Source organism: Streptomyces sp. NPDC020807, assembly GCF_040641575.1.
Lineage (GTDB): Bacteria > Actinomycetota > Actinomycetes > Streptomycetales > Streptomycetaceae > Streptomyces.
Map to the genome: position 1 here is coordinate 58,448 of NZ_JBFADU010000005.1, position 19,159 is coordinate 77,606.

General features: G+C 73.4%; 18 protein-coding genes. 11 read left to right on the forward strand and 7 right to left on the reverse strand.

Annotated features, from left to right (window positions below; genetic code table 11):
- Positions 1-133 precede the first annotated feature (133 nt).
- The 3 genes from AB0G79_RS10345 (at position 134) to AB0G79_RS10355 (ending at position 3,215) form a co-directional block, all read left to right on the forward strand.
- Positions 134-370 (forward strand): acyl carrier protein, encoded by a 237-nt coding sequence (locus AB0G79_RS10345; RefSeq protein WP_360803279.1) that lies wholly within the window; start codon positions 134-136, stop codon positions 368-370.
- The gene (locus AB0G79_RS10350; protein ID WP_360803282.1) at positions 367-1,581 is read left to right on the forward strand and encodes a beta-ketoacyl-[acyl-carrier-protein] synthase family protein; all 1,215 of its coding nucleotides are present in this window, start codon (positions 367-369) and stop codon (positions 1,579-1,581) included. The genes AB0G79_RS10345 and AB0G79_RS10350 overlap by 4 nt, the downstream gene beginning before the upstream one ends.
- Before the next feature lie 143 nt (positions 1,582-1,724).
- On the forward strand, positions 1,725-3,215 hold the full coding sequence (locus AB0G79_RS10355; protein ID WP_360803285.1) for a patatin-like phospholipase family protein: 1,491 nt from the start codon (positions 1,725-1,727) through the stop codon (positions 3,213-3,215).
- Between the two features lie 87 nt (positions 3,216-3,302).
- Here AB0G79_RS10355 and AB0G79_RS10360 read toward each other — a convergent pair whose 3' ends face one another.
- Positions 3,303-3,710 carry a metalloregulator ArsR/SmtB family transcription factor gene (locus AB0G79_RS10360; protein ID WP_360803288.1) on the reverse strand — a complete coding sequence of 136 codons (408 nt, stop codon included), beginning with the start codon at positions 3,708-3,710 and terminating at the stop codon, positions 3,303-3,305.
- 95 nt (positions 3,711-3,805) lie between these two features.
- Here AB0G79_RS10360 and AB0G79_RS10365 point away from each other — a divergent pair, with 95 nt between their 5' ends.
- The 4 genes from AB0G79_RS10365 to AB0G79_RS10380 all read left to right on the forward strand — a co-directional run bounded on the left by AB0G79_RS10365 (position 3,806) and on the right by AB0G79_RS10380 (position 8,881).
- Positions 3,806-5,875, forward strand: coding sequence for a heavy metal translocating P-type ATPase (locus AB0G79_RS10365; protein ID WP_360803291.1), 2,070 nt, complete (start codon positions 3,806-3,808; stop codon positions 5,873-5,875).
- Positions 5,876-6,027: 152 nt separating this feature from the next.
- Positions 6,028-6,378: a (2Fe-2S) ferredoxin domain-containing protein gene (locus AB0G79_RS10370; protein ID WP_360804260.1), complete on the forward strand. Its 351-nt coding sequence runs from the start codon at positions 6,028-6,030 to the stop codon at positions 6,376-6,378.
- A gap of 125 nt (positions 6,379-6,503) precedes the next feature.
- Positions 6,504-8,000: a hypothetical protein gene (locus AB0G79_RS10375; RefSeq protein ID WP_360803294.1), complete on the forward strand. Its 1,497-nt coding sequence runs from the start codon at positions 6,504-6,506 to the stop codon at positions 7,998-8,000.
- A gap of 71 nt (positions 8,001-8,071) precedes the next feature.
- The gene (locus AB0G79_RS10380) at positions 8,072-8,881 is read left to right on the forward strand and encodes a hypothetical protein (protein ID WP_360803297.1); all 810 of its coding nucleotides are present in this window, start codon (positions 8,072-8,074) and stop codon (positions 8,879-8,881) included.
- A gap of 174 nt (positions 8,882-9,055) precedes the next feature.
- Here the strand turns inward: AB0G79_RS10380 and AB0G79_RS10385 are convergent, their stop codons facing one another.
- From AB0G79_RS10385 to AB0G79_RS10395, 3 genes are all read right to left on the reverse strand, one after another.
- Positions 9,056-9,823 (reverse strand): DUF6232 family protein, encoded by a 768-nt coding sequence (locus AB0G79_RS10385; RefSeq protein ID WP_360804263.1) that lies wholly within the window; start codon positions 9,821-9,823, stop codon positions 9,056-9,058.
- Positions 9,824-10,020: 197 nt separating this feature from the next.
- Positions 10,021-10,794 (reverse strand): hypothetical protein, encoded by a 774-nt coding sequence (locus tag AB0G79_RS10390; protein WP_360803300.1) that lies wholly within the window; start codon positions 10,792-10,794, stop codon positions 10,021-10,023.
- A gap of 126 nt (positions 10,795-10,920) precedes the next feature.
- A complete protein-coding gene (locus AB0G79_RS10395) occupies positions 10,921-11,421 on the reverse strand; it encodes a MarR family winged helix-turn-helix transcriptional regulator (RefSeq protein ID WP_360803303.1) in 501 nt (166 codons plus the stop codon).
- Positions 11,422-11,564: 143 nt separating this feature from the next.
- Here AB0G79_RS10395 and AB0G79_RS10400 point away from each other — a divergent pair, with 143 nt between their 5' ends.
- The 3 genes from AB0G79_RS10400 to AB0G79_RS10410 all read left to right on the forward strand — a co-directional run bounded on the left by AB0G79_RS10400 (position 11,565) and on the right by AB0G79_RS10410 (position 15,600).
- Positions 11,565-13,334, forward strand: a complete 1,770-nt coding sequence (locus tag AB0G79_RS10400) for a histidinol-phosphate transaminase (protein WP_360803306.1) — start codon at positions 11,565-11,567, stop codon at positions 13,332-13,334.
- Positions 13,331-14,134 carry a phosphatidate cytidylyltransferase gene (locus tag AB0G79_RS10405; RefSeq protein WP_360803309.1) on the forward strand — a complete coding sequence of 268 codons (804 nt, stop codon included), beginning with the start codon at positions 13,331-13,333 and terminating at the stop codon, positions 14,132-14,134. The genes AB0G79_RS10400 and AB0G79_RS10405 overlap by 4 nt, the downstream gene beginning before the upstream one ends.
- A 194-nt stretch (positions 14,135-14,328) precedes the next feature.
- The gene (locus tag AB0G79_RS10410) at positions 14,329-15,600 is read left to right on the forward strand and encodes an NAD(P)/FAD-dependent oxidoreductase (RefSeq protein ID WP_360803312.1); all 1,272 of its coding nucleotides are present in this window, start codon (positions 14,329-14,331) and stop codon (positions 15,598-15,600) included.
- Here AB0G79_RS10410 and AB0G79_RS10415 read toward each other — a convergent pair.
- Together AB0G79_RS10415 and AB0G79_RS10420 are read right to left on the reverse strand one after the other, a co-directional pair.
- Positions 15,587-16,078 (reverse strand): hypothetical protein, encoded by a 492-nt coding sequence (locus tag AB0G79_RS10415; RefSeq protein ID WP_360803315.1) that lies wholly within the window; start codon positions 16,076-16,078, stop codon positions 15,587-15,589. The genes AB0G79_RS10410 and AB0G79_RS10415 overlap by 14 nt on opposite strands.
- Before the next feature lie 4 nt (positions 16,079-16,082).
- Positions 16,083-16,808: a TioE family transcriptional regulator gene (locus AB0G79_RS10420; protein WP_360804266.1), complete on the reverse strand. Its 726-nt coding sequence runs from the start codon at positions 16,806-16,808 to the stop codon at positions 16,083-16,085.
- 70 nt (positions 16,809-16,878) lie between these two features.
- Between AB0G79_RS10420 and AB0G79_RS10425 the strand changes: the two genes are divergently transcribed.
- Positions 16,879-18,150, forward strand: coding sequence for an erythromycin esterase family protein (locus AB0G79_RS10425; protein ID WP_360803318.1), 1,272 nt, complete (start codon positions 16,879-16,881; stop codon positions 18,148-18,150).
- Here the strand turns inward: AB0G79_RS10425 and AB0G79_RS10430 are convergent.
- A complete protein-coding gene (locus tag AB0G79_RS10430) occupies positions 18,125-19,111 on the reverse strand; it encodes a LysR family transcriptional regulator ArgP (RefSeq protein WP_360803321.1) in 987 nt (328 codons plus the stop codon). The two genes, AB0G79_RS10425 and AB0G79_RS10430, sit on opposite strands and share 26 nt — an antisense overlap.
- Between the last annotated feature and the right edge of the window lie 48 nt (positions 19,112-19,159).

The following is a 19,159-nucleotide window of genomic DNA, read 5'->3' on the forward strand; positions in this document are numbered from 1 at the left end:
CAGACATTCGCGGAAGAGGTCCGCGGAAGACATCCGCGGCCGGCCTGGGCCGGAAATCCGAGGGAAATCGTCTCTCACATTCTCCTGGATCGGCGCCGCACTGCTTTTCTTTCCCCATCGAAAGGGATTCATCATGTTCGAGGATGTCAGGGGTGTCGTCGCCGAGATCGTTCAGCGGCCCCCGGAGACGATCACCACGGACTCGACCTTCGCGGAACTGGAGCTGGACTCGCTCGCCATCGCCGAGTTCACGGTCGTCGCGGAGAAGCGGCTCGGGGTCGTCGTCGACATCGACGCGGTCAGCGGCGTCGGCACGGTGGGCGAGCTGGTCGATCTGATGTCGGGCGCGGCTGCCGGAGCCGCCCGGTGAGCCTGCCGGTCGCCGTCACCGGTCTCGGTCTCGTCACCCCCGCCGGCATCGGCGTCGAGGAGTCGTGGCGGGTCATCCGTGAGGGCCTGGGAACCAGGGCGTCCGAGCTTCCGGAGCTGAAGACCGCGACGACGCGGACGGCCTGCCGCGTCCCCGGCTTCGACGGAGCGGAGCTCCTCGGGACGCGGCGGGCCCACCGGCTGGACCTGTTCTCCCAGTTCGCCCTGGTCGCCGTCCGGGAGGCGCTCGCCGACGCGGGCCTCGAACCGGAGTCGTGGGACGGGACGCGGGTCGCGGTGGTCATCGGCAACTCGACGGGCGGGCTCGCCTCGGTCGCCGACGCCCACGAGGCCTTCGCCCAGGACGGAGCACGTTCCGTATCGCCCCTCCTCCTGCCCCTCTACCTGCCCAACATGGCCGCGGGGCAGGTCGCGATCGAGTTCCACGCACGGGGCCCCTGTCTGGCCGTCTCCACGGCGTGCGCCTCGGGCGCCACCGCCCTCGGCACCGCCCGGGACCTGCTCCTCGCCGGGCGGTGCGACATCGCCGTCGCGGCCGGCGCGGAAGCCCCGCTCACCCCCGTCTGCGTGAGCGGCTTCGCCAACCTCGGCGCGCTCGCCTCCGCACCGGACCCCGGAACCTCGTCACGTCCCTTCGACGTCACCCGCGACGGTTTCGTCATCGCCGAGGGAGCCGGTGCCGTCGTCCTGGAACGCGTGGCGGACGCCCGCGCGCGCGGCGGCCGCGTCCGCGCGCTGCTCGCCGGGTACGGTGCCTCCGCCGACGCCCACCACCCGACCTCCCCGCACCCCGAGGGCGCGGGCCTCGCCCTCGCCCTGCGCGGCGCTCTCGCCGACGCCGGCCTCACGGGCTCCGACATCGACCACGTCAACGCCCACGGCACCGGTACGCCCCGGGGCGATCTCGCCGAGGCGGCCGTCGTCCGCGAGGTGCTCGGTCAGCCCGTCGTCACCTCCGTCAAGGGAGTCACGGGCCACGCCCTGGCCGCCGCGGGAGCGATCGAGGCGGTCTGCGCGGTCCTCACCGTCGAGACGGGAGAGGTCCCGCCCACCGCCAATCTGACGGCACTCGACCCGCGCATGGATCTCGACGTGCCCCGGACGCTCCGCCGGCGTCCGGTCCGGGCCGCCGTCAGCACGTCGATCGGCTTCGGCGGCCAGAACGCCGCCCTCGTGGTGACCTCCGCGTAGGCACACCGGACGGCCTCCCCGGCCCCCAGTCCCCGTCACCCGTGCCCCAACCCCTGTCCCCCATCCCCCCATCCCCCATCCCCCCATCCCCCCAGTCCCCCAGTCCCCCAGTCCCCCAGTCCCAGGACGGAAGGAACGCAGCGATGAGCGAACGACCAACCGGGCCGGTGGCCTTCGTGTTCGGCGGTGGAGGGGTGCGCGGAGCGCACCAGGTGGGGATGGTGCGGGCGCTGCTCGAAGCGGGGATCACGCCCGACCTGATCGTCGGCACGTCGATCGGCTCCGCGCTCGGCGCGGTCCTGGCGTCCGACCCCACGCTTCGCGGGTGCGACACCATGGACCGGCTGACCGCGGCCCTCACCGAGACGGGGGCGGGCCGGCCCACGCTGCGCAGCGCGGTGCGGCACACCCTGCGCCGCGACGGCTGCCTGATGTCGAACGAGGCGCTGCGCGAGATGATCGAGAGCATCCTCGGCCGGGGCGTCCGCTTCGAGGACCTGGTCGTGCCGTTCCAGTCCTGCGCGTCGTCCATCGAGCGCGCCACCGCGCGCTACTTCGACTCGGGCCCGCTGGTGCCCGCGGTCCTCGCCTCCTGCGCGCTGTCCGGGCTCTTCCCGCCGGTGGAGATCGGCGGCGAGCACTACATCGACGGCGGCGTGGTGGAGACCGCCCCGGTCGGGCGCGCGATCAGCTGGGGCGCGCGGACCGTGTACGTGCTGCGGCTCAAGCAGTGGGAGCCCGACCTGACGAGACCGCGCTGGATCTGGCAGGCGGGGAAGCTGTCGTACGAGCTCGCGCGCCGCTACCACCTGGGGCAGGCGCTCAACCAGGGCCACGACGACGTCGTCGTCCACAACCTGCCGAGCGGCGAGGACACGCTCCGACTGGACGGCGGGCTGCGGTTCAAGTCCGGGGAGAGCGCGGAGACCCGGCGGCGGCGTTCGGACGAGGGGTACCGCCGGACGAAGGCGTATCTGGCGACGGTCGCGCAGGGGCGGCGGGTGGAGCAGACGTCGGTGGTCGGGCTGGGCAGCGTACGGTTCCCCACGCGGACGGAGGAAGCGGCGGCGGCCACGCCCCCGGGTCCGGTCTCGGCCACCCCGTTCCTCCGGAGCAAGCTCGACCGCTTCTTCCGGCTGGTCGCCCGGGACGGGCCGGTGGCCGAGGCGGACCTGCTGGCGATGGCGGACCGCTTCCACGCGGCCTTCGACCGGCCACCGCGCCAGGACGACGAACTCCACGCCGCCCTGGGCGACTTGTGGAAGGCTCTCTGCCACGCCGACGGCGTCGACCCGGCCGGCACGCTCGACCGGGCGGGCTTCACGGACGGCCTGCACCGGGTGGCCCTGTCCCCCGCTCTGTACGACTCCACGGTCCTCCCCGTCGTCGCGGCGGTCATGGACGCGGCGGACCACGACCGGAACCGGATCCTCAGCCCGAAGGAGGTGACGGCCCTCCTCGGCGCCCTGGGCGTCGCGGAGCGCCACGCGGCACGGGTCGGGCGCCGGCTCGACACCAACGACGACGGCGTCATCACCCTCGACGAACTGGCCGAGGCCTTCCACGTCTTCTTCACGGCCCCGGAGCCGGGCGCGGCGGGCAATGACCTGTTCGGGGGCGCGGATTCGGCCTGAGGCCCGGATTCGGCCCTCGCCCGGCGTTTGCGGTGCAGGGCCGGATGCAGGCCCGTTCGTCGAGGAACAGCAGGGGTCGGTTCGCGGTCAACGGCCCGCGACCGCGGTCTCCGTGCCGGTCGTCCTGGCCGGGCCCGGCGCGGTGTCGTGCAGGCCGAGGCGCAGGTGCTCGACGTGGTAGAGGGCCTGGTCGAGGAGTTCGGCGACGTGGTTGTCGTACAGGGAGTAGACGATGGAGCGTCCCTGCCGTTCGCCGGTGACCAGGCCCAGGTTGCGGAGCAGGCGGAGTTGGTGGGAGCAGGCCGAGGCCTCCATGCCGACGGCTTCGGCGAGGTCGCCGACCGCGCAGGGGCCTTCCTGGAGGCGGGCCAGGATGTAGAGGCGGGAGGGGGCGGCGAGGGCCTGGAGGGTCGCGGCGACGTCGGCGGGTCCGACCGCGTCGAGACGTTCGCGGGTGCTGGCGCTGCTGGTGGTGGTCTCGCGTCCGTGGCCCATGGCGACCATCATACCGACGACACCTGAAGAGCTCTTCAGATGTTCCTGTACGGTGGTGTCCTGCCCACACTCCGCCCGCGAAGGGTTGCTTCGTCATGCCTTCTGCCCTGGACGGCCGGCGGTCCGCGCCGACCGACACCCCCGCCGAGAACGGCGCGGCGACCGGTGCGACCACCGCGGCCGCCGCCGCCCCGCGTCCGGTTCCGCCGCGCCGCAGGACCCGTCTGCTCGCACTGCCCGAGGCCCGCTGGGCGCTCGCGTCGCTGGCCCTGTTCGCGCTCGCCCTGCCGGTGCACCTGCTCGGCGGCCCGGCGTGGCTCTGGGGCGTGCTCTTCGCCGCCACCTACGTCACCGGCGGCTGGGAGCCGGGCTGGGAGGGGCTCAAGGCGCTCCGGGACCGGACCCTGGACGTGGACCTGCTGATGGTCGTCGCCGCCCTCGGGGCCGCCGCGATCGGCCAGGTCCTGGACGGCGCGCTGCTGATCGTCATCTTCGCCACCTCCGGCGCCCTGGAGGCCGTCGCCACCGCCCGTACCGCCGACTCCGTCCGCGGACTGCTCGACCTCGCCCCCACGACCGCCACCCGGCTCCTGCCGGACGGCGCCGAGGAGACGGTGGACGCCGGGCTCCTCGCGGTCGGCGACACCCTCCTCGTACGGCCCGGGGAGCGCGTCGGCGCGGACGGGCGGGTGCTCGACGGGGTGAGCGAGGTCGACCAGGCCACCATCACCGGGGAACCGCTCCCGGCCGCCAAGCGCGCCGGGGACCAGGTGTTCGCGGGCACGGTCAACGGCACCGGCGCCCTGCGCGTACGGGTGGAACGCGACCCGTCGGAGTCGGTGATCGCCCGGATCGTGCAGATGGTCGAGGAGGCGTCCGAGACCAAGGCGCCCACGCAGCTGTTCATCGAGAAGATCGAGCAGCGCTACTCGATCGGCATGGTCCTCGCGACGCTCGCCGTCTTCGGCGTCCCGCTCGCTTTCGGCGACACCCTCGACTCTGCGCTCCTGCGGGCGATGACGTTCATGATCGTCGCCTCGCCGTGCGCGGTGATGCTCTCCACGATGCCGCCGCTGCTCTCCGCCATCGCCAACGCCGGGCGGCACGGCGTGCTCGCCAAGTCCGCCGTCGTCATGGAGAGCCTCGGCCGGACCGACATCGTCGCCCTCGACAAGACGGGCACCCTCACCGAGGGCACGCCGCACCTCACCGACGTGCGCCCCCTGCCCGGCAGCGGGCTCGACGAGGATGCGCTCCTCGCGCTGGCGGCGTCCGCCGAACACCCCAGTGAGCACCCGCTCGCGCGGGCCGTGGTCGACGCGGCGCGCGAACGCGGCCTGACGCTGTCCCGGGCCGAGGACTTCGCCGCCACTCCCGGCCGGGGCGTCACCGCCGGGGTCGACGGGCGGACGGTCACGGTCGGCGCTCCCGCACTGCTGCCGAACGGTGCCGAACAGGGTGCCGTGCCCGCGGTGGACGCCGTCGAGGAGCTGGAGGCGGCCGGGAGGACCGCCGTCGTCGTCCTGAGGGACGCGACGCCGGTGGGCGTGCTGGGCGTCACGGACCGGCCGCGTCCCGACGCGGCGGCCACCGTCGCCGCGCTCGCCCGCCTCACCGGCCGCACCCCCGTCCTCCTGACCGGGGACAACGCGCGGGCCGCCGGGCGTCTCGCCGCCGAGGTCGGCATCACCGACGTCCGCGCCGGGCTGCTGCCGCAGGACAAGGTCGCCGCCGTCAAGGAGTGGGAGGCCGCGGGGCTCCGGGTGCTCGTCGTCGGCGACGGGGTGAACGACGCCCCCGCCCTGGCCGCCGCGCACGTCGGGATCGCGATGGGCAAGGCCGGTTCGGACCTCGCCCTGGAAACCGCCGACGCCGTCGTCGTCCGCGACGAACTGGCCGCCATCCCCTCGGTCGTGGACCTCTCCCGTACCGCACGTCGACTCGTCGTCCAGAACCTGGCCGTCGCCGGGGCGTTCCTCACCGTCCTGGTCGCCTGGGACCTGATCGGCACGCTCCCGCTGCCCCTCGGCGTCGCGGGCCACGAGGGCTCCACGGTCGTCGTCGGCCTCAACGGCCTGCGCCTGCTGCGCGAGGCCGCCTGGCCCCGGTTCTCCGGGACCGCCTCCCAGCCCCCGGCCCGGACCGTCCCGAAGGACTCCGCGTGAGCAAGCGCATCCGTCGTACCGCCCCCGCCGCCGGTTCTTCCGCCGGTTCTTCCGCCGGTTCTTCCGTCGGTTCGTCCCGCGGTTCGTCCCGCGGTTCGTCCCGCGGTTCGTCCCGCGGATCCTCCCCCGGCACCGACCGGCCCACCGTCACCGTGTGCCGCGGGTGCTGCTGCGGAAGCTCCAAGGTGCCCGGCCTCGACCACGCGGCCCAGCTCCGCGAGCTTCGCCAGGCCCTCGCCGGGACGGCGACGGTACGCGTGACGGACTGTCTCGACGCGTGCGAGCGGGCGAACGTCATCGTGGTGCAGCCGTCCGCCGAGGGCCGCAGGAGCGGCGGCCGTCCGGTCTGGCTCGGGCTCGTCAACGAGCCCGACGCCGCCGCCGACATCACCGACTGGGTCCGGGCCGGCGGCCCCGGCCTCACGGAACCGCCCGGGATCCTCGACCTGTACGCCTTCCGCCCGTCGCGCCGCGTCCAGGCCGAACTGCACGACGAGGCCTGAACCCGGACGCCGGACGGCGATCGGCCGGCTCGCAGCGGGTCGTCAAGACGGGTGACAGGCGCCGGATAACTCCCCTACCTTGAGGGATTGTTGAACGATCCTCTCACTTACTCAAGGGGACACCCATGCTGACGACCACCACCACGACGGCACTGGAGAGTTCATCCGGCTTAGGACCCTGGTACGTGTGGGCCGCCGCCCTGGTCATCGCGGCGGCGCCGAGCGCCGGGTTCGCCGCGCTGGGCCGCCGCGCCGCCTTCGTCCGGTCCGCCCTGGGCACGCTGGCGCTGTTCGGCCTCGCGGTGACGCTGAACGCGGGGACGGCTCCGGCCGTGTGGACCTGGCTGTACGGGGCGTGGGCCGCGATCCTGCTCTTCGCCCTGGTACGCGCGCTCCTCCCCCACCACCCCCGCGTCACGCGCCCGGTCCGGCGCCGGTCCCTGATCGCCGCCGGCCTCGGGTTCGCACTCGCCCTGGGCGGGCTCGCCGGACTCCGCCTCACGGCGTCCGACGCGCTGGAGAAGGCCGACGCCGCGCAGCTCGCCGGGGACTGCGCCGCCGCGCTTCCGCACTACACCCGCGTCGAGGGCGAGCTGAACGAGTTCACGCTGAGCCCCGCGCCGAGCGCCGCGCGCACCGGACGGTTCGCCTGCGAACAGACGCTGGCGGGCGAGAGCGCCGTGAGGAGCGGCGACGCCGAGGCCGCCGAGCACGCGTACCAGTACGCCGTCGCCGACTTCGAGGACCGCTTCGGCAGCGGGGAGCCCCGTCTCGCCGCGCTCCGCCTCGCCCTCGGCGACGCGAAGGTCGCGGTCGAGCGGGCGCGGGCGACCGCCTCCGGCGACACGCCGCGTGCCTCATGGGAGAGCTGGGGCAACGACGAGATCATCCGGATCTACCACTCCATCGTCACCGACACCCCCGGTTCCCCGCAGGCCGAACTCGTGGCCGCCCGGATCGACGTGCTCCGCGCGGACGCCCTCGCCACCGCCGCCGCGCACCCCTGCGCCGGGATGGGGCGCCTGGCCGACCTCGTCCGGCTCGGCGACACGAAGGTGCCCGGCGCGGAGGCCGTCGCCGACAGGGCCCGCGCCGACCTGCCCCGCGTCCGGTACACCTGCGGGCGGGAGCGGTACGACGCCGGGAAGTACCAGGAGGCCCGCGCCGCGCTGAAGGAGGTGACCACGGGGCCGTACGCGACGAAGGCCGCCGATCTGCTGATCGCCGTCGACGTGGCCGACGCCAGGAAGGGAAGTGCGGGCGCCCTGCCGCCGCCGGCCGCCGAGGGAACCGCCCCGGCCGGGACCACCGAGCTGGTGATCACCAACGACTCCGACGAGCGGCTGGAGGTCCTGTACGCGGGCCCGGAGAACGGCACGGAGACGATCGCCGCCTGCTCGACGTGCGCCACCCGCACCCTGCCCACGAGCCCGCTGGGCGGCCTCTACGGCTCCTGCTCGCTCTCCGCCCACGAGATCACGATCCGCCTCAAGCCCGGCACGTACGACGTCGTGGTCCGCGGCGCCGGTTCCAGCGACGTCCGCCCGTACACCGGCAAGTGGTCCCTGAAGTCCGGGACGTCCTACGCGAGCTGCTTCTTCATCAGCTCCAGCCGGTTCTGAACGGGGGCCACCGGGCGCCCGGACGGGGCTGGGCAGGGGGATTGTCAGTGGCGTGCGCTTCACTGTGAGTCATGGAGCTCACGCACGCGACCGTCAACGACCTGCTGGCCCGGCTCGTCCCGGGGCACGGCCCCCTGTACCTGCCCGACACGCTGGACCGGCAGGAGCTGACCTGCCTCCTCGCGGACCGGTACGGCGCCCCGCGCACCCTCGTCCTCGACGGCTTCACCGACCCGACGGTCGACGACTCCAAGGGCGCGGCCCTCCTGCTCCCGTTCGAGGGCCGCGCCGTGACGATACGGGCGTGGGCGTACGGGGATCAGTGGATCGGCACGGGGACGGCGCGGGACCCCGAGGGGACCGAGCGGCTGGTGCTGGTCGCCGCACACCGAGCCGTACCGGCACCGCCGGAGGCCGCCCGGAACGGGGACGAGGACGAGGACGTCGACTGGCTCGAACGCCTCAAGCACCTCACCGGCTGGACTCGGCCCGACCGGCGGCCGGACGTGGACTGGGCGGAGACGGAGTCCCGGTTGGGCACCGCGCTGCCGAGCGACTACCGCCGCATGGTCGAGACGTTCGGCGAGGGCGCCTTCGACGGATTCCTGGGCCTGAACCAGGAGCCGTGGACGAGCCTGAGAGAAGACGGTCTCCTGATCTGGGCCAGTACGGAGCACGAGAACCTCTACTGCTGGAGGACGGACGGCGACGACCCGGACCGCTGGCCCGTCGTCATCAGCTCCTCGGACGGCGAGGAGGTGCCCTTCGGCTGCCAGACGGCCGAGTTCGTCTGCCGCGTCCTCGTCGAACCGCACCACCCGTTCACGATGGCCCACTTCTTCGACACCCACTGGTTCATGACCTACAGGGAGGACGACTGATCCGACCGTCGTCACGCTGTCCCCCGAGAACCCGCCAGCCGCGCTCTACTCGCCGGCCCGCGCCATTGCCCTGCGCCGCTGCCTTACCCGCACCCGCACCCGCCGGGGGACGTCCTCGGTAACGGGAATCGGCTCGGCTCCCGCATAGCGGGTGTCCTCCGTTCGACGCGTCGCTCACAGCTTGATCCCCGTGTTTCCCCGGCCGCCGCGCATGTTGACGACGGAACCGAAGTTGTTCGTGGTGTTGTGCTGTTCGAGGACGGCGGAGAACTCGTACTCCGGGTGGTCGATCGCGTACACGATCTGCCCGGCGACCGCCCGGAGTTCTTCCATGTTCGGCAGGGTCAGAAGCACCCTGGAACCACTGTTCAGCTCGACGACCAGCACCGGCTTCCTCGACCGGATCAGGACGGCGCAGACGGCGAAGAAGGCGATCGCGAGCAGGACGCCCGGCACATGGCCCCCACCGCCGTCCGCGAAGTCGGACTGGTCTGCGGCCAGGAAGGCCAGAACCACCAGCAGCAAAAGGAATCCGCCGACCTTGCCCCAGGCGGGTTTCAGTCGGAACACCTCGACCCAACTGACGTTCCGCAACGGAACGGCCGCCGACCCCACCCAAAGGATCTGCCGCTGGACCCGGAGTTGCAGCCGCTGCCCCCTTCGGGGCGGCAGCGGCATCGGCGGCACGTCGGGAGGTGGCTGGGACGGCGGCCCGGGCGGAACCCGCGGCGGCGACCCGGGAGGTGGTACGCCGATGCCGCCTGTGTGGTTCATGGTTCCCCCCGGGCTGTCGTCACGACCACCGCGCAGCGCATGGCGCGGGAGCATCATTAGGCCCGGGCGGGCGCGTGGGACGGGAGACGAGATACGGCCAATGTCATGCCCCTGAGGAGATGGGCCCATGGCGGACTCACCTCGACGGGCGGATCGGACCAGGCACATCAGCCTCGGCACCGGATCGCCCCCGCGCGGAGTCTCCCGGACGAGCCGACAGCGGCGACCTCCGCCGACTGAGTGCTCGGCGTCCCTGAGGTCGCTCCGTGCACGGCGGTGCCGCAGAGACCGCGACCATCTTCGTGGCCGGGCCCCCCATCGCGGGGATCTTCCTCTGGCCTGCACGGTGATCCGTACCGAACGTCCTAGCCGACGTCCTCGGACTTCAGCAGGCGGCGTGCAGCCGTCACCAACTCGCCAAGAGCGGCGTTGAGGCTCTCGTCATGGTCCCGCCGCCGTTCGCGAAGGTGGAACCGGTACGTGTCGTCGAGCAAGAGAAGCCTTTCGTCCTCACTCATGTGGGGCAGCTCCTCCAGCGCCGTACGGGCCGCCGATCTGAAAGCCTCATACTCGTCGCCGTCACGCGCGAGGTTGGCGACACGTGCGCCGTCCAGCGCGCGGAGCGCTCGCTGTGCCCAGAGGTAGTGCGTCGACAACACGGGGATGACCTCCAGCCCGCGGCGAACTCGCTCCGCCGGCGCGCGGTCATCCGCGAGGTCCATGCAGCTCTCCACCGCCACGACGACCCGGTGAGCCAACTCCACCAGGCTCGCCGGGGCGATCAGTTCAAGCTCCGCCTGCTTCTGTGACAGCTCCAGATACGCTGTCCGAACGGCCTCCTGGTCAACCCCCTCGCGGTCCTGCTGATACAGCGCCTTCGCATGGGACACCGTCTGTCGCGCCTTCTGTACGAACTGGGCTATCTCACGCCTGCGGTCGTCTCGGAGCGTTGCCAGCCGCAGCGCCTCTGCCGTGATGCGAGCGGCATCCCGAGCAGCATCCGCCTGTGCACGGCCACCCCGCACCTGGATCCGCGCACCGATGAAGTTGCCGAGGATGCCCCCGCCAATCCCGATGAACGCGACCACTGCGGCGAAGACCTCAGGATTCCCCTTGATCGCTTCGATGACACTGCTCATGGCGGCCATCGTGCCGCGAACCGCCGTGCGGCGCCGCCTGTTTGCCGGCCCTCATCCTCCGCTGTCATGCCTCGGACGGCGGACACGGAGATGTCACGACGAGGTGCTCATCAGGGTCGGACCGCCCTAGGGGCGGCCGAGTCCCCCGTCGCCCTCGGCGTTGGCCGCCATCCTGCGCAGTACCTTGAGCGCTGCCACGTACTCCTCGTCGCTGATGCCCTCGTGGACCGTGGCGCGCACCTCGGTGGCGAGTTCGCGGATGCGTCCCCTGGCGTCCTCCCCGGCCTCCGTGAGGTGCAGGTTCCTGGCGTCGTCGGTCCTGAGCCACGCGCGGTGGAGCAGTTGGTCGACGACCCGGGCCATCTCGTGCGGGCCGTCCGCGAGGTGCGTCAGTTGCGCGACGACCTCCTCCCTGCTCGGCGCCGCCGGGCCGCCCTTCACGCGGTTGAGCACCCAGTACTGAGGTTGCGTGACGTCGATCCTGGCCATGGCGTCGCGCAGAAGCCGGGTGACGGCCGTGTGGACCAGACCGCTCCAGTAGCCGACCGGCTGGGTCGCCAGCATGTCGTCGGTGGCGACGGGGTCCGCCGGTGCCTGGTCGGTGGTGTTTCCGCTCGGCGATTCCATGATCCAGACGCTACATGTCCCGCGGCGCGTTGCTGACCGCCCGCCAGTTTCGCCGCGCCTCGGGTGAGTACGCATACTCAGGTGGCCAACGGCCAGGCTCGTTCATGCTGGTGGACCACGACCGACCCGTCTCAGGGGGACACATGCACCACGCGCTTCAGCTCCGCACGGCGACGCCCGAGGATCGGGAGTGGATCCACGAGTTGCGGCACCGGGTGTACGCGGAGGAGCTGGGGCAGCATCCGGTCGATCCGTCCGGGCGGCTGAGCGACGGGCTCGACGGGGAGAACATCTACCTCGTCGCCGCGCGCGGCGAGACGCGGATCGGGTTCGTCAGCCTCACCCCGCCGTGGGTCGGCCGGTACTCGCTCGACAAGTACCTGACGCGCGACGAACTGCCCGTCCTGTCGGACGAGGCGCCTTTCGAGATACGCGTCCTGACGGTCGAGGAGCGCTGGCGGTCGACCTCCGCCGCGCCGCTCCTCATGTACGCGGCGCTGCGCTGGGTCGCGGCGCGCGGCGGGCGCCTCGTGGTGGCCATGGGCCGCGCGGAGCTGCTCTCCATGTACCTCGCCACCGGTCTGCGGCCGCTGGGGCGGACGATCCGCTCGGGCGCCGTGCGGTTCGAGGTCCTGAGCGGGTCGGTCGCGGAGCTCCAGCGGACGGTGATGAGGAGTCACGGCCGCACCCTGGAGCGGCTGCGGGCCGGGCTCGACTGGCAGCTCGACGTCCCCTTCGCGCCGCGCGCGGACGGCTGCGAGCACGGCGGCGCGTTCTTCAACGCGATCGGCACGGACTTCCGGACGCTGGACCGCCGTCACGAGGTCGTCGCGGCCGATGTCCTCGACGCCTGGTTCTCGCCCTCCCCCGACGTGCGCGCCGTCCTGACGGAGGACCTGGGGTGGGCCGCGCGGACCTCGCCGCCGACCGGCGCGGAGGGGCTGGTCTCCGAGATCGCCGCCGTCCGCGGGCTGCCGGAGGAATGCGTGGCCGTGGGCGCCGGTTCCTCCGACCTGATCTTCCGCGCGTTCGGCCGGTGGCTGACGCCCGCCAGTCGCGTCCTCCTCCTCGACCCGAGCTACGGCGAGTACGCGCACGTCACCGAGCGGGTGATCGGCTGCCACGTCGACCGGCTCCGGCTCAGCCGTGAGGACGGCTGGCTGATCGACCCCGACCGGCTCGCCGCCATGACCCGCGCCGGCTCGTACGACCTCGTGGTCGTCGTCAACCCGAACAACCCGACCGGCCGGCACGCCCCGGCCGAGGCCCTGCGCACCGTCATCGAGGCCTCCCCCGAGCCCACCCGCTGGTGGATCGACGAGGCGTACCTCGGGTACGTCGACCCGGCCGACTCCCTCGCCTCGTTCGCCTCCGCCGATCCCCGGGTCGTCGTCTGCACCTCGCTGTCGAAGATGTACGCTCTGTCGGGCATGCGGGCCGCGTACCTGGTCGCCGACCCGGAGACCGCCGGCGAGCTGCGCCGCTGGACGCCGCCGTGGCCCGTGAGCCTGCCGGCCCAGATCGCCGCCGTGACGGCGCTGCGCGACCCGGCGTACTACGCCGAGCGCTGGGCACGCACCCACGAGCTGCGTCGCGAGCTCGCCGCCGCGCTGGCGGAGCTCGACGGCTTCGCGTCCGTCGACGAGGGCGCGGCCAACTACCTGTCCGTGACCCTGCCCCTCGGCGGGGCCGGCGCGGCGGACTTCGTCCGCGCGTGCCGGCGCCACGACGTGTACCTGCGGGACCTGTCGCCGATGTCGCCCGCGTTCGAGGGCCGGACGGTGCGGATCGCCGTACGGGACACGGCGGACAACGCGCGGGTGGTGGAGGCGTGCGCGAAGGTCCTCGCCGCGCTCCGCTCCCCGGAGCCGGAGGGCGCCTCCGTCGCGTCCCCCGTGCGGGTCGCGCCGTGACGTCGGTCGGCGCGCTCGTGCCGTACCTCGGCGGGGCCCTGGCCGTCGGCGGGATCGCCGTCGCGGCCACCCGGCGGCGGGAGCTGATCCAGCGCTGGTGCGTGTGGGCTGTCGGAGTACCGCTGGTCACGGCCGCGTTCTGGTGCGGTCAGCCGGGGATCGCGCTGCTCGCGGCCCTGGTCGCGGTCGTGGCGGTGGCGGAGTACGGCGGGCTGCTCGGTCTCGGCCCCCTGGACCGCGCGGTGCTCGGCGCGGCGGTCGTCGGGCTCGTCGTGACGGCGTGGCTCGCGCCGGGGGAACTGCTGCGGGCGGCCGGGACCGGGGCCCTCGCCATCGCTGCCGTACCCCTGTTCGCCGGTGACACGGAGCACGGCCTCCGGCGGCTCGGCGCGGGGGTCCTGGGCCTGGTGTGGCTGGGCGTCCTCGCCGGGCTCGTGTCGCTCGGCGTCCTCGGGCTCGTCCTGTTCGTGGCGGTGTCGGTCGCCGACATCGTGGCGTTCGCGGCGGGTCCCCGCTTCGGCGGCCCGCACCTCTCCCCGCTGTCGCCCGCCAAACGATGGAGCGGCACGCTGGCCGGGGCGGCGGCCGGCCTCGGGACGCTCGCGCTCCTCTCGTCGTTCACGTGGCAGGCCGCCGTCGCCGTGGCGATCGGCGGACCGCTGGGGGACCTGCTGGAGTCGATGGTCAAGCGGGGCGCCCGCGCGAAGGACGCGGGGCAGTGGCTGGCGGGGACGGGCGGGCTGCTCGACCGGATCGACTCGCTGCTCGTCGCGCTGGCGGTGGTGCTGGTCCTCGGGTGAGGTCCGATCCCTGGGGTGAGACCCGACCCGCGGGGTGAGTCCCGGCCGTCCCCTTGGCCGTTGGTCGATCAGCCATGCTCCTGACAGAAGTTGCTCCGAAGGAATACTGTCGGGTAACCGCATGGCCGGACCGTCACGGCCCACGTCGGCCCGCACCGGGGCGCGCCGGGCCACACCCAGGGGGCGATCAGCGCATGAGCACGACCGACAGCGGCAGTGACCACGACGTCGTCATCAGCGGCGCCAGCCTCGCCGGCAGCGCCGCCGCGATCCTCCTCGCCCGGCGCGGGGCCCGTGTCGCCCTCCTGGAGCGCCGCTCCGACCCGGAGGCGTACAAGGTGCTCTGCACCCACTCGATCACGGCCAACGCCCACCCGGTCCTCGACGAGCTCGGCCTCGTACCCGCCCTGGAACGCGCGGGCGCGGTGCGCAACGAGGCCCGCTGGTACACCCGCTGGGGATGGATCGAGCCCCGCGCCGCCTCGACGGGACCCGAGCTCCCGTACGCGTACAACATCCGCCGCAGCGTCCTCGACCCGCTCATCAGGTCCCGCGCGGCCGAGACGCCGGGGGTCGACCTCCTGCTCGGGCACCAGGTGAAGGGACTGGTCCAGGAGGCGGGGCGGACCGTCGGCGTGCGCGCGACCGCGCCCGACGGCTCCGAGCGGCAGATCCGCGCCCGGCTGGTCGTCGGCGCCGACGGCAAGGACTCGGCCGTCGCGAAGTACGCGGGAGTGCCCTCGCGGGAGTACGAGAACGGGCGGTTCGGGTACCTCGCGCACTTCCGCGACCTGCCGCTCCCGGGCGGGATCGGCCAGGTCTGGTTCCTCGAACCGGACATGGCGTACGCGTTCCCCAACGACGACGGGGTCACCGTCCTCGCCGTCCTCCCCGGCAAGGCACGGCTGCCCGCCTTCCGGGCAGACCTGGAGGGCAGCTTCCTCGACTTCGTGCGCGCCCTCCCCGACGCCCCGCCCGTCGACTCCGCCGAGCGCGTCTCGAAGTTCATCGGAACGGTCGACTACCCGCTCCACAGCCGCCGGCCGACCGCGCCCGGACTCGCGCTCGTCGGCGACGCCGCGCTCACCGGCGATCCGCTGTGGGGCGTCGGGTGCGGGTGGGCCCTCGAGTCCGCGCGCTGGCTCGCCGAGGCGGTGGCCGGCCCGGCGACCGGCCGGGGGGACCTCGACAGGGCGCTCGCGGCGTACGCCCGCACGCACGGGCGGCGGCTGCGCGGGCACCAGTTCCTCGCCGTCGACTACGCCAGGGCCCGACCCTTCAACCCGGTCGAACGCCTCGTCTTCTCGGCGGCCGCCCGCGACGAAGCGGTGGCCCGGCACATGCACCGGTACGCCTCGCGGCTGATCGGTCCGGGGCGGTTCCTCAGCCCCTCGGCGCTGGCCAGGGCCGCCGTCGTCAACCTCAAGCACCGCGACGCGGCGGCCGGCGGGGTCAGGCAGGGGTGAGGCAGCCCGCGGGAGCGTCACCGAGCACGAACCCGTTGTCGAAACGGACGCGGACCTTCACGAGGGGTCCGCGCCGCCGGTACGCGGCCCACTCCGGCTCCAGGGCGGCGACCTGGTCCGCCAGCTGGGCCCTGCTGGCGGGCGGCATCTGGTGGCCGAAGTCGTCGAGCAGGGACTTCAGGCGTTCGTACTCGCGGACGGCCCTGCCCTGGTCGCGGTTCTCGACGACGCGCTCGACGGTGCCTTCGAGGCCGACGGCGAGGGAGAGGTACCCGGCGACGGCGACCTCGTCAGCGTCGTCCGCATCCCCGTCGTCCGCATCCCCGGCGGCCACGTCCCCGGCGTCCGCCACGTCCCCGGTGTCCGCCACCGCGACGAGGCGGCCGGTCAGCCGGAGTTCGGTGGCGAGCCTCACCCGCATGCCCACGCGCGGCCACGCCGCCGTCTCGTCCCGCATGTCTTCCTGATCCTTGTCCACGGGGTCAATCCTCGCTCAGGTACGCGTCCAGCTGCGCCGCGCCCGACAGCATCGCCCGCCCGCGGGCGGCCAGACGGGCGCGCCAGTCTCCCAGCGCGGCCTCCAGGGACTCCCGGCCGCCGGCCGCCCGCACCTGCTCGATCACCGGGGCGATCTGCTCCAGCACGTACCCGCCCCGCCGGAGCAGGTGGGCCAGGCGGGCGTCCCGGACGTCGGCCTCGTCGTACACGCGATACCCGGTCGCGGGGTCACGGCGCGGGCGCACGACTCCGGCGCGCTCCCACTTGCGCAGGGTGGCGGGCTGGAGGGAGAGGGCCTCGGCGAGGGGCCCGATGAACGTGCCGGCGTCCCGCGGGGCCGAGGCCTCGGGCTCCGCTTCCGCACCCGGATCGCGCAGGGCCCTCTCCACCGCCTGGAGGGTCCGCCGGTCCCCGAGCAACTGGGCGTGGCTCTCGTCGATCAGCCGGAAGGCCTCGTCGGCGGCGCCCTCGTTCACGGCCCGCATGATCGCCGTCGCGGTCCGGTGCCCGTGGCCGGGCAGGAGGGCGAGGAAGGCGCGCAGGGCGGCGGCGTGGCGCGGGGTGTAAGCGCGGTAACCGTGGGGCGAGCGGGCGGCGGGCGGGAGGATTCCGGAGTCCTCGTAGTTCCTGACCGCCTGGGTGGAAAGCCCGTGAGCGCGGGCCAGGTCGACCGGCCGGAGCCGTACACCGCTTTGAAGGTTCTGCTCCATGTTCTGCCCCATGAACAGCAGGTTAGCGCGGCTAAGTCTCCACCGAAGGTTCAACGATACCGTTGAGGGCATGGCGACTCACATCCAGCACACCGCCCATGCCGTCGAGCCCGCCGCCCTCATGGGGCTGCTCCCCGCACGGCCCCGACTGCTCGCCCTCGGCGAGCCCACCCACGGCGAGGACGCGCTGCTCACCGTGCGCAACGACCTCTTCCGGCGCCTCGTCGAGGAAGAGGGCTACCGGACGATCGCGATCGAGAGCGACTGCCTCAAGGCCGGGATCGTGGACGCGTACGTGACGACGGGCACCGGCACTCCCGGCCCCGCCCCCCGCATCGACCTCGGCCTCGACATCGACATCGATCTCGACATCGACATCGACATCGACGAGGTCATGGCGACCGGTTTCAGCCACGGCTGGGGAGCGGCGGCGGGGAACCGGGAGCTCGTCGAGTGGCTCCGTACGCACAACGAGGGCCGGCCGAGGGCCGAGCAGGTGCGGTTCGCGGGGTTCGACGGTCCGCTGGAGATCCACGCGGCGGAGAGCCCCCGGCAGGCGCTGGCCGCGCTCCACGCCTACCTCGCGGCCCATGTCGACCGGGATCTCCTCCCCTGTACGGCGAAGACCCTGGAGCACCTTCTCGGCCCCGACGGCCGGTGGACGGATCCGGCGGCGATGCTCGACCCGTCCCGCTCGGTCGGCCGGTCGCCGGAGGCGGCGGAACTTCGCCTGCTGGCCGACGACCTGACGGCCCTTCTGGAAGTCCAGGCCCCGCACCTGATCGCGGCGACCTCACCGGAGGACGTCGAACGCGCGCGCCTGCACGGCCGCACCGCTCTCGGTCTGCTCCGCTACCACCACGGCATGGCCGACGCCTCCCCCGCCCGCCTGACCCGCCTGGTCGGCACCCGCGACCAGATGATGGCGGACAACCTCCTGGCCCTCGCCGAACGCGGCCCGACCCTCGTCCACGCCCACAACTCCCACCTCCAGCGGACGAGGAGCACGATGACGATGGGGGGAGCGCCGCTGCGCTGGTGGAGCGCGGGCGCCCTGGTGAGCGCGCGCCTCGGCGAGGAGTACGCGTACGTGGCCACCGCCCTCGGCACCCTCCCTCACCAGGGAGTCGACGCCCCGCCCCCGGCCACCCTCGAAGGCCTCCTGTACGAGCTCCCCGGCGACCGCTCCCTCGTCGACAACCGCCACCTGGCCGCCCACCTGGGAGGCGCGCTCCCGCAGCCCCGCGTGTCGCCGTGGTTCGGCTACGCCCCGCTGGACCCCGGGCAGCTGTCGGACAGCGACGCGCTGGTGTTCGTCAGGGACGTGGTGCGCGGCGGTTGAGAGGTGACGGGCCCGGGTGAGCCCTCCGCCATCGCCGCGGGTCCTGCCCCCGGCTGCTTTCCCGGTCGATCAGCAGGGCCTCGGCAGCCGCCGCGGCGACGACCTCGGCGACCGCGGACAGGGCCGGTGAGTCGAGTTTCCACTGCTGCCAGTACAGGGGTACGTCCATGGGGCGCGTCGGGGCCAGTTCGACGAGGCGGCCCTCACGGAGGAGGGGCTCGGCCTGGGGTTCGGGGACGAGTCCCCAGCCGAGGCCGTAGGCGACGGCGTCGCGGAAGCCGTCGGAGGTGGGGACCAGGTGACGTACGGGCCCGGCGTCCGAGCGGCCGCCGGTGAGGGACCGTACGAAGGCGTCCTGGAGACGGTCGCGGCGGTCGAAGACGACCGTCGGGGCCTCGCACAGGTCCTCCGGGAGGGAACCCGTGAGGTGGCGGGCCGCGAACTCGGGTGACGCCGCCGCCCGGTAGCGGGCGAGGCCCAGGCGCCGTACCGTGCAGCCGGCCACCGGGTCGGGGGACGAGGTGACGGCTGCCATCACCTGGCCCTCGCGCAGCAGCGCGGTGGTGTGGGACTCGTCCTCGCGGTGCAGCTCGAAGCAGATCGGCGGGTCCTGCGGCACACGGGTGAGCGCGGGCAGGAACCAGGTCGCGAGCGAGTCCGCGTTGACCGCGATCGGGATGCGGACCGGGCCCTGCTCGGCCTCCAGGCCGAGTTCGGCGCGGGCGTCCCGTTCGAGGCGGGCCAGCTGGCGGGCGAAGCGCACGACCACCTCGCCGGAGTCGGTGGGGCGCACCGGCTTCGTGCGCACCAGCAGGACGCGGCCGGTGCGCTGCTCCAGCGCCTTGACGCGCTGGCTGACGGCGGAGGGCGTGATGTGCAGGGCGGCGGCAGCGGCGTCGAAGGTGCCTTCGTCGACGACCGCGAGCAGCGTGCGGACCTGGTCCAGGGGCAGCTCATCCATAAGTACGGCTAAGGGTACCTAAGAATCCTTAGCTGTACTCATGGAGCG

What these genes read in the sequence shown, in the direction of transcription:
- AB0G79_RS10345 (WP_360803279.1), top strand. Translation starts at nt 134, where the DNA reads ATGTTCGAGGATGTCAGGGGTGTCGTCGCCGAGATCGTTCAGCGGCCC.
- AB0G79_RS10355 (WP_360803285.1), top strand. Translation starts at nt 1,725, where the DNA reads ATGAGCGAACGACCAACCGGGCCGGTGGCCTTCGTGTTCGGCGGTGGA.
- AB0G79_RS10360 (WP_360803288.1), bottom strand. Translation starts at nt 3,710, where the DNA reads ATGGGCCACGGACGCGAGACCACCACCAGCAGCGCCAGCACCCGCGAA.
- AB0G79_RS10365 (WP_360803291.1), top strand. Translation starts at nt 3,806, where the DNA reads ATGCCTTCTGCCCTGGACGGCCGGCGGTCCGCGCCGACCGACACCCCC.
- AB0G79_RS10375 (WP_360803294.1), top strand. Translation starts at nt 6,504, where the DNA reads ATGCTGACGACCACCACCACGACGGCACTGGAGAGTTCATCCGGCTTA.
- AB0G79_RS10380 (WP_360803297.1), top strand. Translation starts at nt 8,072, where the DNA reads ATGGAGCTCACGCACGCGACCGTCAACGACCTGCTGGCCCGGCTCGTC.
- AB0G79_RS10385 (WP_360804263.1), bottom strand. Translation starts at nt 9,823, where the DNA reads ATGTGCCTGGTCCGATCCGCCCGTCGAGGTGAGTCCGCCATGGGCCCA.
- AB0G79_RS10390 (WP_360803300.1), bottom strand. Translation starts at nt 10,794, where the DNA reads ATGAGCAGTGTCATCGAAGCGATCAAGGGGAATCCTGAGGTCTTCGCC.
- AB0G79_RS10395 (WP_360803303.1), bottom strand. Translation starts at nt 11,421, where the DNA reads ATGGAATCGCCGAGCGGAAACACCACCGACCAGGCACCGGCGGACCCC.
- AB0G79_RS10400 (WP_360803306.1), top strand. Translation starts at nt 11,565, where the DNA reads ATGCACCACGCGCTTCAGCTCCGCACGGCGACGCCCGAGGATCGGGAG.
- AB0G79_RS10410 (WP_360803312.1), top strand. Translation starts at nt 14,329, where the DNA reads ATGAGCACGACCGACAGCGGCAGTGACCACGACGTCGTCATCAGCGGC.
- AB0G79_RS10420 (WP_360804266.1), bottom strand. Translation starts at nt 16,808, where the DNA reads ATGGAGCAGAACCTTCAAAGCGGTGTACGGCTCCGGCCGGTCGACCTG.
- AB0G79_RS10425 (WP_360803318.1), top strand. Translation starts at nt 16,879, where the DNA reads ATGGCGACTCACATCCAGCACACCGCCCATGCCGTCGAGCCCGCCGCC.
- AB0G79_RS10430 (WP_360803321.1), bottom strand. Translation starts at nt 19,111, where the DNA reads ATGGATGAGCTGCCCCTGGACCAGGTCCGCACGCTGCTCGCGGTCGTC.